The sequence below is a fragment of the Vibrio sp. 811 genome (assembly GCF_033339195.1).
This window is the reverse complement of the sequence record NZ_JAWOUB010000014.1, coordinates 117,514-133,896: the sequence shown is the minus strand read 5'-3', so window position 1 is coordinate 133,896 and position 16,383 is coordinate 117,514. Positions and strand designations below refer to the sequence as shown.

Below are 16,383 nucleotides of genomic sequence, written 5' to 3'. Positions count from 1 at the left end.
TAAAATACAAAACGCCCGATGAAGTACATCGAGCGTTTTAGTTAAAAAGTGTCAACCCATATCAGGACGGGTCACACACATTAAAAGGCTAGAGTTTTACCGCCAATTTAACACCTTGACGAATCGCACGCACAGCATCAAGTTCACCCGCATGGTCAGCTCCGCCAATGATATGAATCTTCTCTCCAAGTTCAGACCATTTATCTTCAAACGGACGTACAGACTCTTGCCCAGCACAAATGATAACTTTGTCTGCATTAAGTACCTGCGCGCTTCCGTCTACATGAATGTGCAAACCTTGATCATCAATTTTATCGTAAGACACACCACCGACTAAATGTACGCCCCGTTTTTCAAGGGTACGTTTATGGATCCAACCTGTCGTTTTACCCGGACCTTTACCTACACGACCTTTACGACGCTGAAGTACCCAGACTTCTTTATCGCTGACCGCATCAGGGTAAGGGTATAAACCACCCGGCTGAGACATCTCCTTGTCGATTCCCCATTCATGCAACCAGTCATCCAACGTTTGTCCAACTGGCTCTGTGAGCATGGTCGCGACATCTACGCCAATGCCACCAGCACCAACGATAGCCACTTTCTCACCGACTGGCGTTTTGTCTCGAATGAGAGTTTGATAGTCGACGACTTTCTCTGGGTTATCAATTCCATCAATATTGACTTTACGTGGCTCAACACCCGATGCCATCACTATCTCATCGTACTCTGTGAGTAAGTCATAGTTCGCTTCCGTCGATAAGTGCAGATTCACGCCTGTTTCATCAATACGGTTAGCGAAATATCGTATCGTCTCTCGAAACTCTTCCTTACCAGGGATCTGCATCGCAAGACGGAACTGACCACCGATGCGGTCGTTCTTTTCGAACAAATCAACCTTATGGCCACGTTCAGCCAGTGTGGTCGCACAAGCCAAGCCCGCAGGTCCAGCACCAACAACTGCAATGTTTTTCTTTTTAAAGGCTGGTTCAACAACAATTTCGGTTTCATAGCACGCTAGAGGGTTCACTAAGCAACTGGCGCGCTTACCTTTAAACACGTTATCTAGACACGCCTGATTACAACCAATACACGTATTAATAAGCTGCGCTTTTTCCTGTTCGGCTTTAGCAACAAAGTAAGGATCGGCCAAGAATGGGCGCGCCATCGAAACCATGTCGGCATGACCTGAAGATAAAATACGTTCTGCTTCATCTGGCGTATTTATACGGTTGCAAGTGATAATAGGAACCGAAACGTGAGGTTTAACTTTTTCCGTAACCCATGTAAACGCACCGCGTGGTACTTGAGTCGCAATTGTCGGAATTCGAGCCTCATGCCAACCGATACCCGTATTAATAATCGTGACGCCAGCCTCTTCAAGTGCTTTCGCCAATTCGATAACGTCTTCAAAAGTGCTGCCCTGCTCGACAAGATCCAGCATAGAAAGACGGAAGATGATGATGAACTTGTCACCTACCGCCTTGCGTACCGCTTTAACAATTTCTAGCGGAAAACGCATACGTTTTTTATAGCTGCCACCCCATTCGTCGTAACGCATATTAGTACGTTTACATAAGAATTGGTTTATCAAGTAACCTTCCGAGCCCATTAACTCGACGCCATCATAACCAGCAAGCTGTGCTAACTCCGCACTATTAGCAAACGCGTCGATGGTTTTCTTTATCTGGCGGTCGCTCATTTCACTCGGAGCAAACTTTGCAATTGGCGCTTTAATGCCAGATGCACTTTGCGAGAATGGATGCATTGCATAACGCCCAGCATGGAGAATTTGCAACGCAATTTTACCACCGTGCTTGTGCACCGCTTCTGTCACAACTTTATGGGCTTTAGCATGTTTTGGCTTGCTGAATTCAGCACTCAACGGGTGTAAACGACCGCGTAAGTTAGGAGAAAAACCTCCGGTTACAATCAGTCCGACACCGCCTTTCGCGCGTTCTTCATAAAAAGCCGCGAGCTTCTGTAATCCTTCTTTGTGCTCTTCTAAGCCCGTGTGCATTGATCCCATCAGAACTCGGTTTCGTAATTGTGTGAAACCGAGGTCCAGTGGCTTTAATAGGTTTGGGTACATGGCAGACATCACTTAACATCCATTGTTATTATCATGGTCTGACCAGATTAAGCCTGCTCAACCAAAAAATCAAACAAGCGTTTACATTTTTGTAACACCGATCAATCTCGTGTGAAAATATGCCAATTGTTGAGTGGTCGTGATAAGCTAAAAAAATGTTATTTTTTGAGATCTTAGAGATAAGAACCCATACTTTGTTAGACTCGGCGTAACTATCTCGTTATGGAGACAAGATGAAAAAACTCTTCAAATTTATTGGTTTGATATTTAAAGGGATATGGAAAAGTATCACTTTCATCAGACTCGCACTGGCAAACCTAATTTTCTTGCTGATGATTGCCGTTTTCTACTTTGCCTTTACTTATACCGGAGACGGTCAACCTGTCGTCGAAAAAGAATCGGCATTGGTGATGAACCTTTCAGGCCCAATTGTCGAACAAAGACGTTATGTAAACCCAATGGACTCTTTTGCTGGTTCCCTTTTGGGTAATGAGCTACCGAAAGAAAACGTCCTTTTCGATATCGTTGATACTATTCGCTACGCGAAAGACGATCCTAAAGTGTCTGGATTAGTGCTAGCACTGCGAGACATGCCAGAAACAAATCTCACGAAACTACGTTACATCGCGAAAGCGTTGAACGAATTTAAAGCGTCAGGCAAACCCGTTTACGCCGTAGGTGATTTCTACAACCAAAGCCAATATTACTTGGCAAGTTACGCCGATAAAGTTTATCTGGCACCTGATGGTGGTGTATTGATTAAAGGTTACAGCGCTTACTCAATGTACTACAAAACGTTACTTGAAAAGCTTGACGTTTCTACTCATGTTTTTCGCGTAGGTACTTATAAATCCGCTATCGAACCGTTTATTCGTGATGACATGTCCGATGCGGCGAAAGAGTCAGCAACACGTTGGGTTACTCAATTATGGAGTGCTTTTGTTGATGACGTAACAACAAACCGAAACATTGATGCGAAAGTGCTTAATCCAACCATGGATGAGCTGATTAACGAGATGAAGTCTGTAAATGGAGATATTGCTCAGCTCGCAGTCAAACTGGGGCTAGTGGATGAACTTGCGACACGCCAAGACATTCGCACTCTATTTGCAAAACAGTTTGGTAGTGACGGCAAAGACAGCTACAACGCGATTGGTTACTACGACTACCTTGCAACGATTCGTCCCGATTACACACTACCTCAGCACGACATCGCCGTTGTTCTAGCAAGTGGCGCGATTATGGACGGTCAACAACCTCGCGGAACTGTTGGTGGTGACACAGTCGCAAGCTTGCTGCGTCAAGCACGCAATGATGAAAAAGTGAAAGCGGTCGTATTACGAGTAGATAGTCCAGGAGGCAGTGCCTTTGCTTCTGAAGTGATTCGTAACGAAGTAGAAGATCTGAAGCAAGCAGGTAAGCCGGTTGTTGTATCCATGTCGAGTTTGGCCGCTTCTGGTGGTTATTGGATTTCAATGAGCGCAGACAAAATCGTTGCTCAGCCAACAACCCTGACGGGCTCCATTGGTATATTTAGTGTCATCACCACGTTTGAAAAAGGCTTTAGCAAGTTAGGTATTAATACTGATGGCGTTGGCACATCGCCGTTCTCAGGTGACGGTATTACCACTGGCCTTTCTGAAGGCGCGTCTCAAGTGTTCCAATTAGGTATCGAGCACGGTTACAAGCGCTTTATTTCTCTAGTTGGCGAGAATCGCGATATGTCTCTAGAGGAAGTTGACAAAGTTGCTCAAGGTCGAGTTTGGACTGGCCAAGATGCACTATCCTTTGGTCTTGTCGATCAAATGGGTGACTTTGATGATGCTGTAGAGCTAGCGGCGAAACTAGCGAACGTAACCGATTACGGCATTTACTGGGTAGAAGAGCCTCTTTCACCTACTGAACTATTTCTGCAAGAGTTTATGAAACAGGTGAAAGTCTCTCTAGGTATTGATGCAACAAGCTTGCTACCAAAAAGTCTTCACCCCGTAGCTCAACAATTCGAACAAGACGCAAGCTTGCTCCAAAGCTTCAACGATCCTAAAGGTCAATACGCATTTTGTTTGAACTGCCAAGTGCAGTAGTTTTTCCATCAATATTACAAAGGGCACTTCTACTTGAAGTGCCCTTTTTATTAGGCTTTGCATCTCCTCAGATGACTTTCTGATGCTGTGCGTATAGCCTCGCATCTCAAGGTTATTTAGGTATATAATCCCCGCCTCTGTTCCCCTACACGAAAGAAAAAACGATGACTAGAAAACACATCTACATCGCTTACACCGGTGGTACCATCGGAATGCAAAAATCCGACCACGGCTATGTGCCTGTTGCTGGCTTTATGGAAAAGCAATTAGCAAGCATGCCCGAATTCCATCGTCCTGAAATGCCGGATTACACCATCCACGAATACGACCCTCTGATTGACTCATCAGATATGACACCTGCTGACTGGCAGCAGATTGCGAATGATATTCGTGACAACTATGACAAATACGATGGTTTCGTTATCCTACATGGTACTGACACCATGGCGTACACTGCGTCCGCATTGTCTTTCATGCTTGAAAACCTTGGTAAGCCAGTGATTGTAACGGGTTCACAAATCCCTCTCGCAGAGCTGCGTTCTGACGGCCAAGCAAACCTATTAAACGCGCTACATATTGCGGCAAACTACCCGATCAACGAAGTAACTTTGTTCTTCAATAATCAATTGATGCGTGGTAACCGCAGCACAAAATCTCATGCAGACGGTTTTAATGCCTTTACTTCACCAAACCTTCCTCCACTATTGGAAGCTGGGATCAATATTCAAGTTAGCAACAGCGTAACCGTTGGTGCACAACCAGAAGGTGAGTTTAAGGTTCACAACATCACGCCACAACCAATCGGTGTGATCACCATGTACCCTGGTATTTCACACGAAGTTATCCGCAACACGCTTCGTCAGCCCGTGAATGCGATGATTCTTCTGACTTTTGGTGTCGGTAATGCTCCTCAGAACCCTGAACTGCTTGGTCACCTGAAAGAAGCCTCTGAGCGCGGCGTTATTGTCGTAAACCTAACTCAGTGTTTGGCAGGTAAAGTGAATATGGGCGGATATGCCACAGGTTGTGCTCTCGCAGACTCTGGTGTTATCAGTGGCTTTGACATGACGCCCGAAGCGGCGCTGGCAAAACTACACTACCTTCTAAGCCAAAACCTTTCTTACGAAGAAGTAAAAGAGAGAATGCAACAAGTACTGCGTGGTGAAATGAGCCTGTAAGTTCAAGCTTTCTACGATCTAAAAAGCCCAATACAATTTGGGCTTTTTTCTTTCAAAATCAAAATAATAAAATTTTGAGAAATAAGGCGTAAGGATTAATCAATGTTCGGATTGACACGAACAATATCGCTCTCTTCTCCGCTGAATTGTTTTTTAAGCTCTTGTTTTGATTTAAAACTGATTTCACCACCGGCTGCAACCGTCATATGCTGCGCATCAGTATTATGTTTTGATTGATACAACATCACAGCTTGCATACACGAATCTCGCTGCTCTTTAGAAAGTGTTGTACCCTCAGGCCATCTTCCCGTTTCTACTGCATAGACTAAGCGATCATAAACTTCTGGAGTCATCGCTTGTAATAGTTGTTCTGCGTCCATAGTGTACCTTCTTATTACATTCTATTTACAGAACATAACGGGTTAAGAAACTGAGTCAAGAATACGAAAATGAATTGGTGTAACGGATCACAAGCAAAGCCATGAAAAGAACAAACTGGTTACTTCTCAGCCTCGCATGTTTTGTGCTATCGGGCTGTTTTGAAGGTAACGTGACAACCGAAGAGTTGTGCCAAAAAACACCAGAACTGCGTTGCGAGCAGCTCAATATGGATGACGGTCAATGTCGAATTCCAAGAACAAATTTGGTTTGGCATCGGTTTGAGCAATTGAAAAACCCATCAGAGGCCAACCAAATCATCGAATACGGTCTGGTCGCTGAATATAGGAAATGCTTAGAACTCGCCTCCCAGATCACCCCTATTGATCAAAGTGCTCTCAAAAGACAACGCTTTAATGCATTGGTACACAGTATTGATGAGCTAGAGCGCATCGTAAACGAGTTAAAAGGCTCAGAAGACCCGGCTACTTTGTATTTTTTATGGTCTCAAACGGGAGATACTCAAGCTCGTCGCGCATTTTTACAAATGGAAGGGTCTCCCCAATTAAATAATGCTGAGATGCAATATGCATTAGCCACTTTTTATACCAACCGAGATACCAAGAAAACCCTGGAGCTTCTTAATAACGCGTTGTCTTTATCTGATGAAGACAACATCAATCCGGTCATTCTCAAGTCAATGGCAAGTATTCATCAAGGGCTTGGAGACAAAGAGCAAGCGTATCTATGGGCAATGGTCGCGAAGAGATTCGACGTACCGCTTGCTGATGAAAAGCAGCTCCAACGTATGTTCAATTTCAGTCATCCAGAGCGATATAAGCAGTTGGATGAATTAGCCGAATCGGTGGCGAAAGCCATAGAGAAAGGTATCTATTCCCCAGCAATGATACCCACTGAGATATAAACGAAAAACTCCCGCAATGAGCGGGAGTTTTTGTTTAAGTCGAGCGACACTCAGATCACTGTTGAGCATGAATCATCTTGAAAGGATAAAACAATCTCAAGCACGATTTTGTCGTTATTATTCTGATTTGTTGAAAATTAACGACACAGAATTAACACAAAAACGCTCTCCTGTGGTCTGTGGGCCATCTTCAAAAACGTGCCCTAGATGGCTATCACACGTTGCACAACGAATCTCTGTACGTACCATTCCGTGACTTAGATCTTCTAAATAGCGCACCGCTTGATCGTTGATAGGCGCATCAAAACTTGGCCATCCGCAGCCAGAGTCATACTTGTTATCAGAGACAAAGAGAGGAGCATTACAACAGGTACAAGCATAAACACCAGTTTCCTTATTATGCAGTAGCTTACCGCTGAAAGGAGGCTCTGTACCTTGCTCTCGGCAAACACGGAACTCTTCATCAGACAGTTGCTCACGCCACTGTTCATCTGACTTCGTCACTTTTTTCCCGCTTTGTTCCACGACTTTCGGCTCCTTATTTACTGTTCTTGGTATTGACTTTTTTAGCAAAAAACTTGCTTCTCTTAACAGTTGTAGCACATACTTTCTCACCAGGACACCATGCGTAATTAATTTGATAAGAGCACTTATCTCACCAGTTATATTACGCCAACTGGGCTACAGAAGAATCAGTTAAAAGTTTAAAAAACGTACATTTGCAAAGAATTGTTAAAAAAAGCGTCGCTTTTTTTTGACTTTAAACAAGTTAAGTCCGATTATCACTTGCAGATGTTTACTGGATTCTGTAATTTTACTACCAGTTATCTTTAATCAGAAATTAAGTTGTGGAGCAACTATAATGACTATCAAAGTAGGTATTAACGGTTTTGGCCGTATCGGTCGTTTCGTATTCCGTGCAGCGCAAGAGCGCAACGACATCGAAGTAGTAGGTATTAACGACCTTATCGATGTAGATTACATGGCATACATGCTTAAGTATGACTCAACTCACGGCCGTTTCAACGGTACTGTTGAAGTTGAAGGCGGTAACCTAATCGTTAACGGTAAAACTGTACGTGTTACTGCAGAGCGCAACCCTGAAGACCTAAAATGGGACGAAATCGGTGTTGACGTTGTAGCTGAAGCAACTGGTCTTTTCCTAACTGACGAGACTGCACGTAAGCACATCACTGCTGGCGCGAAAAAAGTTGTACTAACTGGTCCTTCTAAAGACGCTACTCCAATGTTCGTTAACGGCGTAAACTTCGACACTTACGCTGGTCAAGACATCGTTTCTAACGCTTCTTGTACTACTAACTGTCTAGCGCCTATCGCTAAAGTTCTTAACGACAAGTTCGGTATCGAATCTGGTCTTATGACTACAGTTCACGCAACTACAGCAACTCAAAAAACTGTAGATGGTCCTTCTGCTAAAGACTGGCGCGGTGGTCGTGGTGCTTCTCAAAACATCATCCCATCTTCAACTGGTGCTGCTAAAGCTGTAGGCGTTGTACTTCCAGAAGTAAACGGCAAACTAACTGGTATGGCTTTCCGCGTACCAACTGCTAACGTTTCTGTAGTTGACCTAACTGTTAACCTAGTTAACGGTGCTTCTTACGAAGACATCTGTAAAGCGATGAAAGAAGCTTCTGAAGGCGAACTAAAAGGCGTTCTAGGCTACACTGAAGATGCAGTTGTATCTCAAGACTTCATCGGCGAAGTTTGCACTTCAGTATTCGATGCTAAAGCTGGTATCGCGCTAACTGACAAATTCGTTAAGGTTGTATCTTGGTACGACAACGAAATCGGTTACTCAAACAAAGTTCTAGACCTAATCGCTCACATCTCTAAGTAATTAGAAAGTTAGCAATTAGCGAATAACTTCGTTAAAGAAAAGGCGGCTCTAGAGTCGCCTTTTTTGTATCTGGAATTTGAGAGAATGCAGGCTCGATGTTGCATTTAATGTGCGAAGCGCGTCTAAAAGCTCTCCCCCAGCTATAGGAAACTACACATGGATTTAAAAACTCTCCCAGCCCTAACGGTGCTATCTGATAACGTCACTATCGTTGAAGTTGATCAGATAAAAATCGTCCGCGTGATTCATGACAAAGCAACGGCAGGCATCTCGCTACACGGTGGTCATGTCGTGTCGTTCACGCCTGAAGGTCAAGAAGATCTGATCTGGATGAGCGAAAAAGCTGTCTTCGATGGTAAAGCTGCTCTTCGCGGTGGTATTCCGGTTTGTTGGCCTTGGTTTGGGCGTATCGCTGCTCCAGCTCACGGCTTTGCCCGCACCGCAGAATGGGAGTTGGTTGAACATCGTGAGAACCATAACGGTGTGATTGTTGAACTTGCTCTGTTCCCGACAGAAGAAATCCACGATATTTGGCCCCATATGTTTGACGCTCGTTTGGTGATTGAAGTGGGCGATGAGCTAAAAGTGACGCTCAAAGTCATGAACATTGATGACGAGGCTTGGACCTTCTCTGGCGCATTACATACTTACCTAAACGTTGGAGACATTAAGCAAGCACAAACGACAGGCATGGGTGCCGAGTACATTGATAGCTTGAAAGCTGATGCGGTATGCCAAGGTGGTAATGTTCTACAACTAACTGACACGATTGATCGCGTTTACACGCAACCAGAAGCGAAAATTTTGGTAAAAGACCCGGTATTGGATCGTACGCTAAGCGTACACAACCAAGGCCACAACTCAGCAGTATTATGGAACCCTTGGGCAGAAGGTGCGCAAAGCATGGGTGACATGGCTGACGATGGTTATCAAACCATGTTGTGTGTGGAGTCTGCTGTTCATGCACCAAGTATTGAGCAAGGTCAAACGCTCCAACCAGGTGAGACACATGAACTTGTCACTGTCATTTCAGCGCAGTAAGAATCACCATATAAAGGCCGGGGATACCCGGCTTTTTTTGTAATAAAAGCTCTGCTTAGATGGTCCTATCTTTACTAACTTATTGGTTACTGGTCACTTTTGACGGTTTCATTAATAAATATCAAAAAAATTGATCATATAAACCGATAGCATACCGATACAAAACTCATAAATAATAAAAATATCAGGAATTAGTCTATGTTAGAGAGATACCGAAATCAAAGTGTCGGATTCCAGTTGAAACTGGTGATCACTTTGTGTCTATTCATTGCTTTCAGCAGTATTGCAGCGCTTGTTTACCGCAACGCTTCCGATGTTCTATTGGAAAGCACACTGAAAGAACACCAATCTAAAGTAGAATCAATGGCAAAAACCATTGCTGGCCAATTCGATGCTTACCTGCACACCGCTAAAGTCCTCGAATCTACTTTTCGCAATGGCTACCTTGCCGGTGTCTATGTCGAAAATTACACGGTTGACTTCATGGGACATGAAGTACCAAACATCACTCAATACAGTGAAAGCTTAATTAATGACACCAAGTTGGTCGACAGTTTCACACGTGATACCGGCGCTATAGCAACGCTATTCGCACCGTTGGGTGACGACTTTATTCGGGTGTCCACCTCCCTAAAAGATCCACAAGGTCAACGAGCGATCGGAACCACGCTAGGCATCAACCATCCTGGTTATCAGCAACTTAAAGCAGGACAACCGTATTACGCTCAAATTAAATTGTATGGCGAGCGCTACATTACCTACTATGCCCCAATCAAAGATGCGACAGGAAAGGTAGTAGGCCTATCGTTTATTGGCTTACCAGTAGACCAAGCGACACAAACCTTATTCGATGCACTCGAAGAGATAAAATGGGGCGACACTGGTTACACCATTATCGTTGATAACGACGAAAACAATCTTGGTAAATACCTACTTCATCCGGCAAAAAGCGGCTCAGATTCGTCAATACTAGAAGTCGCCGACTACAATGGTCACAAGCCTTTTGGCCAGATTTTCGAACAATCTAGTGGATTAATTCGCTACCCTTTCGAGTACCAAGGTAACGTAGGCGAAAAGTATCTTGTCTACACAGAGGTTCCAGGTTGGAACTGGAAACTGCTAGGTGGTACGTTTATCAAAGAAGTAACAAAAGGTAGCGACACGCTTCTCACACTCATTGCCATCATTTCTTCGGTAGCGGCAATCATTACTTTTGTTGTACTGACGCTTTTCTTGAATCGCAGCTTACAACCTCTCACGACTCTAAACTCATACATGACTCGCTTAGCTGGCGGCGAAGTCAGCTTGAGCATCCCAGCGTCTCGTAAAGCATCAAAGAATGAAATTACGAACCTGAGCTCGGGTGTCGCCAGTATGGCAAGTCAGCTCAATGAACTTGTTGGTAAGATCCGTTCAACAAGCGACTTAGTGGAGAGCAACTCCACCAGCGTTGCCAACGATGCACATAGCAATTTGACCCAAGCCGACCGACAACAACAAGAAGTCGAGCAAGTTGTGACAGCGATTGAAGAAATGGCCTCTTCCGCTCAATCTGTCGCACAACAAGTCGAAAGCATTGCGGAAAACGTACGCTCAGCAAATACTGATAGTCAATCTGGTCTCGCGATTGTTGAAGGCGTATGTATCGACGTTGCTCAACTTAACGATCAATTGGATCAATCAGCAACGGCTATCGAGCAAGTAAATCGCGATAGCGAGAGTATTCAAACCGTCACTAAAATGATTGATGAAATTGCTGAGCAAACCAATTTACTTGCCTTGAATGCCGCCATTGAAGCAGCACGAGCAGGTGAGCAAGGCCGTGGCTTCGCAGTTGTAGCAGATGAAGTGCGCACACTTGCGCACCGAACCCAAAGCTCAGTTCAGGATGTCGTGGAAATTATCGAGAAACTAAAAGGGTCGACTCATAATGCAGTTAATATGATGACAGACAGCCAACGCAGTGCAAACCAGGTCTTGGACAAAGCACAAGACGCGGGCACAGCATTAGAAGCCATCGCAGTACAAGTGCAGTCGATAGCCTCTCAAGCCGACGCCATTGCAGCGACTTCAGAAGAACAAGCTCAAGTTTCACAAGAAATTGCAGCAAATGCCCATTCTATCAGTGAACTTAACCGAGAAAGCCGCAACACGAGCGCAAAAACCTCGCAAAGTGCCATTGAACTTCAACAACAAGCACGAAACTTGAAAGAGCAAGTCGACTTCTTCCACTAATACTTAATAAGAGCCGACCCAGTCGGCTCTTTTTGTTTCACTTGATACCACGCTTTTTGATAGAATTTGCCGCCCTACTTTCTGTTCGAGATCGTCATGAACTATCAATGCCCTCTATGCCACCAAGCTCTAGCGTTAAATGAAAAAACGTTTAAGTGCGAAAACAATCATCAGTTTGACTTAGCAAAAGAAGGCTACGTTAACTTGATGCCAGCGCACCACAAACGTTCTAAAGATCCTGGTGACAACAAAGAGATGATGCAAGCTCGTCGTCGATTCCTCGAAGGAGATTGCTACAACCCAATGCGCCAAGAAGTGGCGCAGCTGTGTGCAACATACACTGAGGGGAGCACCCATCAATTATTAGATATTGGTTGTGGTGAAGGTTACTACACAGATCAAGTACAAAAGACGATAGAAACACAAGCGAACCATGCCACGATTTATGGCTTAGACATTTCCAAAGTTGCCATTCGTTACGCGGCGAAGCGTTACACGCACTGCAACTTTAGTGTGGCTTCTAGTCACCGACTTCCCTTCGCAAATGAATCCTTAGATGCCATTTTGCGCATTTATGCCCCGTGTAAAGCTGAGGAGCTGCAGCGCGTTGTAAAAAACGACGGCGTTGTTGTCACGGTTACTCCTGCTAGCCGCCACTTATACCAACTGCGTGAGCGCATTTATCAAGAAGTTCGTCTTCACAATGAAGAACCAGAACATATTGAAGGGTTTGAATTAGAGCACCAGCAGCATCTTAACTATGTTATGGACTTGAAAAACGGAGCCGCTGTCGATTTATTGCAAATGACGCCATTCGCATGGAAAGCAACCGATGCTCTTCGTGAAGAGTTGAAATCCGCTACACTTTTCCAATGTGAGGCTGATTTTATGTTGCGTGTATATCGCAAAAAAACACTCAATTAATAAGTCAAAAAAACAACAAACGCAAATAGTTATCATTTATATTGATTCATTGCTCAGCCTCCATTAATATCATCCGGACATTTTTGGAGGCTTTTCAATGCGCTTTTCTACTTTGAGCTTGCTCTTTGCAGGCTTACTTACTGGTTGCTCTTCATATACGCACACCAACTCTCACGCAACCTCAGCGGAAGTCACTAGTTTTTACGACTACCAACTATACACCCCTTCTGGCGAGCACATCGCTCTAAGCAAACTGCCAATTGAGCTGCAACAAGCAGATGTCATTCTTATTGGTGAATGGCACACACACGCCGGCATTCATCGCTTTCAAACCGATATGCTCAAACAACTTACGTCCTACGACCGCTCACTCGCGTTATCTATGGAACAATTTACCCGTGACAAACAACCTGTTGTTGACGCTTACCTACGTGGGGAGATCGGCGAACAGTACTTAATGAAACAAGCCAACGCTTGGCCCAATTATGAAAGCGACTATCGCCCTCTCGTGGAGTTTGCTAAGCAGAAAAATCTCCCGGTCATTGCAGCAAATGCACCAAAGAGCATTGTTCGATGCATTGGTCGACAAGGGCTAGATTACATTAACAAGCTCGATGATGATCAGCGGATGTTCATTGCACAAGCCATCAACACTGGTAGTAGTCCGTACAAAGAAAAGTTCATGGCATCCATGCATCACGGTAAGCCAGAGCAGACGGAAAAACAGTTTGCAGCTCAAGTTACTTGGGATGAAACTATGGCGGAATCTATCGTTAGCTACCTAGACGACAACCCAGGCGCTCAGGTTGTCCATGTTGCAGGCAAGTTTCACACCGAGCAAGGGTTGGGTACGGCAGCATCAATCTTAAGCCGCAACCCGAGCTTAAAAGTGGTTGTAATTAGCCCAACAGATAACGTGCTTTCCGATAATACTGACTATCAGTTAGAGGTTCTCGCACCACCAGTACGGTATGTACAAGATGCTCACCGCATGGCGGCATATCAACATCTAACTAAACGCAATAACGATCTTCAATGTAAGTAGCTGGTCTTCAATTTAAGTTACTACCTTGTCGTTGCGTTGCATCATCACACCGCTCCGAGTTCATCGAGTGACAAGGGTCTGCTTCCTGCTGGTCTATTTTTTGCTAATGATCACCAATAGAAACTAGAAGCGGCAAAAGCAGACCTGTTTTTATCCAAATAGCTTCAGAAATAAACTTTGCCGCCGATAAAAATATAACTGCTTTTTACCCGCACTCAGTGACCGAGTGTCGATGTTCCAAGGAGTATTCGATGAATCCAGTAGGAAGCACTTCTGTTAATAGCTATGCCAAACAATCTGTCGCCTCTAAACAAGCAAGTATTGCACAAGAAGAAACTAGTGCTTCGCCGCTGAAAGTCGAACACAATAAGGTGACGCTTTCGACCGAAGGCAAAGCGCTACTTGCCGCTCTGCAACAAATCGAGCACGACAGCAAGAAAATAGAAGCAGAAGATAAATCTGTTGGTGAAAAGGTCGAATCTTTCACGCATGGTGCGCTTGGCATGGATCACCCCGATAAAATCGAGAAAGAAGAGGATGGCTCATATTCTGCGGGTCAATACCTTTCTGCGGCACTTACCGTTGGTGGCATCATACTGGCATTAGTCTGATAACCAGTCTGATAATCGTCACGACAACAAATCCTATTTGAACCAAACACTTACTGCAGCCCATAATTTAATAAGCCAAAGAACGATATGATGCAAACGTAAGTGAATTCGACCGCTCTTGTGGCCCGATAATACATGCTCGTTTATTGCTCCCTAAACTAGGTTTCTTGTGAAGGCACTGAATGGATAACTTTAGTCCATGCTTTCAACTCCTAAGCGTAATCCAAGCCCACGTTTGTGGGCTTTCTTCTTTCCAAACTAACGAACGTTAGAGAGCGACTCATTTTTTCTGCAAAACCAAACAAAAACGACAATTTGGTTAAACTTTTATTACCGACACAAAACCTTCATAAATCATTGCTTTAATGCCTGCGCTTTCAATAAACAAGGAAAATATAATGAAGCGCTTAGTATCTCCAATCGTTACGGCAGTGGCTGCATCTACCCTCTCTTTCAACGCACTCTCAGCTGAAATCAAAAACGTCATTTTGATGATCGGCGACGGCATGGGTCCTCAACAAGTTGGTTTACTCGAGACCTACGCAAAACACGCACCTAACTCGGTTTACAAAGGCGAAAGCACAGCGTTATACAAACTCGCTCAAGAAGGTGTGATTGGATCATCACTGACCAATCCAGAAGACGCAATTGTCGTCGACTCTGCGTGCTCAGCTACGATGCTAGCGACAGGAATCCCTACCGCTTCTGAAGTCATTGGCATTGATAGCCAAGGCAACCATGTCGAAACTATTTTGGAAAAAGCCAAAAGTAAAGGTAAAGCGACAGGGCTCGTCTCTGATACGCGTATGACCCACGCAACGCCAGCAGCATTTGCCGCTCATCAACCACATCGCTCCCTAGAAAACAATATTGCGGCGGATATGCTCGAAACAGGCGTAGACGTGATGATGTCTGGTGGACTTCGTCATTGGATTCCAAAGTCGACAAACGACAAGGGAGAGACATACGAGCAACTTGAAAAGCTCACTCAAGGTAATGTCTACCTGCAATCGAAACGCAAAGACGAACGCAACTTGCTTGCCGAAGCGCAAGACCAAGGCTATAGCTTAGCTTTCAGCCGCGATATGCTCACACAAGCTAAAGGTGACAAATTACTTGGACTTTTTGCTTACTCGGGCATGAACGATGGTATTGCCTACAGTCAAAGCAAAAACGATCCAAAACGCACGCAGCCATCGCTGAAAGAAATGACCACCAAAGCAATCGACATTCTTTCAAAAGACAAAGACGGTTTTTTCTTGATGGTTGAAGGCGGCCAAATTGACTGGGCTGGCCACAGTAACGATGCAGGTACGATGCTGCATGAAATGCTTAAATTCGATGAAGCGGTAAACTCAGTTTATGAGTGGGCAAAAGGCCGTGATGACACCCTGATCATTGTTACTGCTGACCACGAAACCGGCTCTTTTGGCTTTAGCTACTCATCAGCAAACTTGCCTAAACCACAAAAACGCGACGGCGAAGCATTCAAAAATCAGGATTACGCGCCAAACTTCAACTTTGGTCAGTTCGAGATCCTCGATGGTTTATACAACCAAAAGAAAAGTTACTACGGCATGATCAGTGAATTCCAAGCGCTTGATAAGAAAGAGCAAACTCCAGAGAAGTTTGCGGAAGTCGTGAACGCAAATAGCGATTTTTCGATTACGCCTGAGCAAGCAGAACGCGTATTAGCAAGTAAACCAAATCCATACCGACTCGCTGGACACAAATACTTAAGCGAAGAGAACGTACCGACAATCAATGACTTTGATGCTTTCTTTCCTTACAACGACCGTGGCAACTTGCTAGCGCGTGAGCATGCAACAAAACAAAACACAGTATGGGGGACGGGTACTCATACGCATACTCCTGTCAACGTATTTGCTTGGGGACCTGCAGAAACTATCTTTCCGGTATCAAAAATCATGCACCACTCGCAACTAGGCGAGTACTTGAAGCAACAAATTAAATAATCAACTTGCACTTACTTCACAACTCGCGATGTTTCA

The 16,383-nt window shown here is 44.5% G+C and carries 13 protein-coding genes; 10 read left to right on the top strand and 3 right to left on the bottom strand.

The annotated features are described in order from the left end of the window. Positions 1 to 88 precede the first annotated feature (88 nt). The gene (locus R7Q46_RS18645; RefSeq protein ID WP_005380708.1) at positions 89 to 2,101 is read right to left on the bottom strand and encodes an NADPH-dependent 2,4-dienoyl-CoA reductase; all 2,013 of its coding nucleotides are present in this window, start codon (positions 2,099 to 2,101) and stop codon (positions 89 to 91) included. Between the two features lie 224 nt (positions 2,102 to 2,325). On the opposite strand from R7Q46_RS18645, the gene sppA reads away from it, so the two are divergent. Both sppA and ansA read left to right on the top strand, forming a co-directional pair. Then, on the top strand, positions 2,326 to 4,176 hold the full coding sequence (sppA, locus tag R7Q46_RS18640; RefSeq protein ID WP_318077689.1) for a signal peptide peptidase SppA: 1,851 nt from the start codon (positions 2,326 to 2,328) through the stop codon (positions 4,174 to 4,176). Positions 4,177 to 4,340: 164 nt separating this feature from the next. Continuing rightward, positions 4,341 to 5,354: an asparaginase gene (gene ansA, locus R7Q46_RS18635; RefSeq protein ID WP_017635822.1), complete on the top strand. Its 1,014-nt coding sequence runs from the start codon at positions 4,341 to 4,343 to the stop codon at positions 5,352 to 5,354. A gap of 95 nt (positions 5,355 to 5,449) precedes the next feature. Here the strand turns inward: ansA and R7Q46_RS18630 are convergent, their stop codons facing one another. Beyond that, on the bottom strand, positions 5,450 to 5,734 hold the full coding sequence (locus R7Q46_RS18630; protein WP_005380700.1) for a YeaC family protein: 285 nt from the start codon (positions 5,732 to 5,734) through the stop codon (positions 5,450 to 5,452). A 101-nt stretch (positions 5,735 to 5,835) separates the two neighbouring features. On the opposite strand from R7Q46_RS18630, the gene R7Q46_RS18625 reads away from it, so the two are divergent. After that, positions 5,836 to 6,657, top strand: coding sequence for a DUF2989 domain-containing protein (locus R7Q46_RS18625; protein ID WP_130545933.1), 822 nt, complete (start codon positions 5,836 to 5,838; stop codon positions 6,655 to 6,657). A 117-nt stretch (positions 6,658 to 6,774) separates the two neighbouring features. Here R7Q46_RS18625 and msrB read toward each other — a convergent pair whose 3' ends face one another. Next, the gene (gene msrB / locus R7Q46_RS18620; protein ID WP_005380698.1) at positions 6,775 to 7,182 is read right to left on the bottom strand and encodes a peptide-methionine (R)-S-oxide reductase MsrB; all 408 of its coding nucleotides are present in this window, start codon (positions 7,180 to 7,182) and stop codon (positions 6,775 to 6,777) included. Between the two features lie 337 nt (positions 7,183 to 7,519). On the opposite strand from msrB, the gene gap reads away from it, so the two are divergent. The 7 genes from gap to R7Q46_RS18585 all read left to right on the top strand — a co-directional run bounded on the left by gap (position 7,520) and on the right by R7Q46_RS18585 (position 16,347). Further along, entirely contained in the window at positions 7,520 to 8,515 is a 996-nt protein-coding gene (gene gap / locus R7Q46_RS18615) for a type I glyceraldehyde-3-phosphate dehydrogenase (RefSeq protein ID WP_005380697.1), read from the top strand. A 156-nt stretch (positions 8,516 to 8,671) separates the two neighbouring features. Then, on the top strand, positions 8,672 to 9,556 hold the full coding sequence (locus tag R7Q46_RS18610; protein WP_033907352.1) for a D-hexose-6-phosphate mutarotase: 885 nt from the start codon (positions 8,672 to 8,674) through the stop codon (positions 9,554 to 9,556). A 198-nt stretch (positions 9,557 to 9,754) separates the two neighbouring features. After that, positions 9,755 to 11,791 carry a methyl-accepting chemotaxis protein gene (locus R7Q46_RS18605; RefSeq protein ID WP_318077688.1) on the top strand — a complete coding sequence of 679 codons (2,037 nt, stop codon included), beginning with the start codon at positions 9,755 to 9,757 and terminating at the stop codon, positions 11,789 to 11,791. A gap of 96 nt (positions 11,792 to 11,887) precedes the next feature. Beyond that, positions 11,888 to 12,715: a 23S rRNA (guanine(745)-N(1))-methyltransferase gene (rlmA, locus tag R7Q46_RS18600; RefSeq protein WP_318077687.1), complete on the top strand. Its 828-nt coding sequence runs from the start codon at positions 11,888 to 11,890 to the stop codon at positions 12,713 to 12,715. A gap of 97 nt (positions 12,716 to 12,812) precedes the next feature. Next, complete coding sequence (locus R7Q46_RS18595; protein WP_258481875.1) at positions 12,813 to 13,760, top strand: ChaN family lipoprotein; 948 nt, start codon at positions 12,813 to 12,815, stop codon at positions 13,758 to 13,760. A 251-nt stretch (positions 13,761 to 14,011) separates the two neighbouring features. Then, complete coding sequence (locus R7Q46_RS18590) at positions 14,012 to 14,371, top strand: hypothetical protein (RefSeq protein ID WP_005380688.1); 360 nt, start codon at positions 14,012 to 14,014, stop codon at positions 14,369 to 14,371. Positions 14,372 to 14,769: 398 nt separating this feature from the next. Continuing rightward, positions 14,770 to 16,347: an alkaline phosphatase gene (locus tag R7Q46_RS18585; RefSeq protein WP_318077686.1), complete on the top strand. Its 1,578-nt coding sequence runs from the start codon at positions 14,770 to 14,772 to the stop codon at positions 16,345 to 16,347. Positions 16,348 to 16,383: the final 36 nt, after the last annotated feature.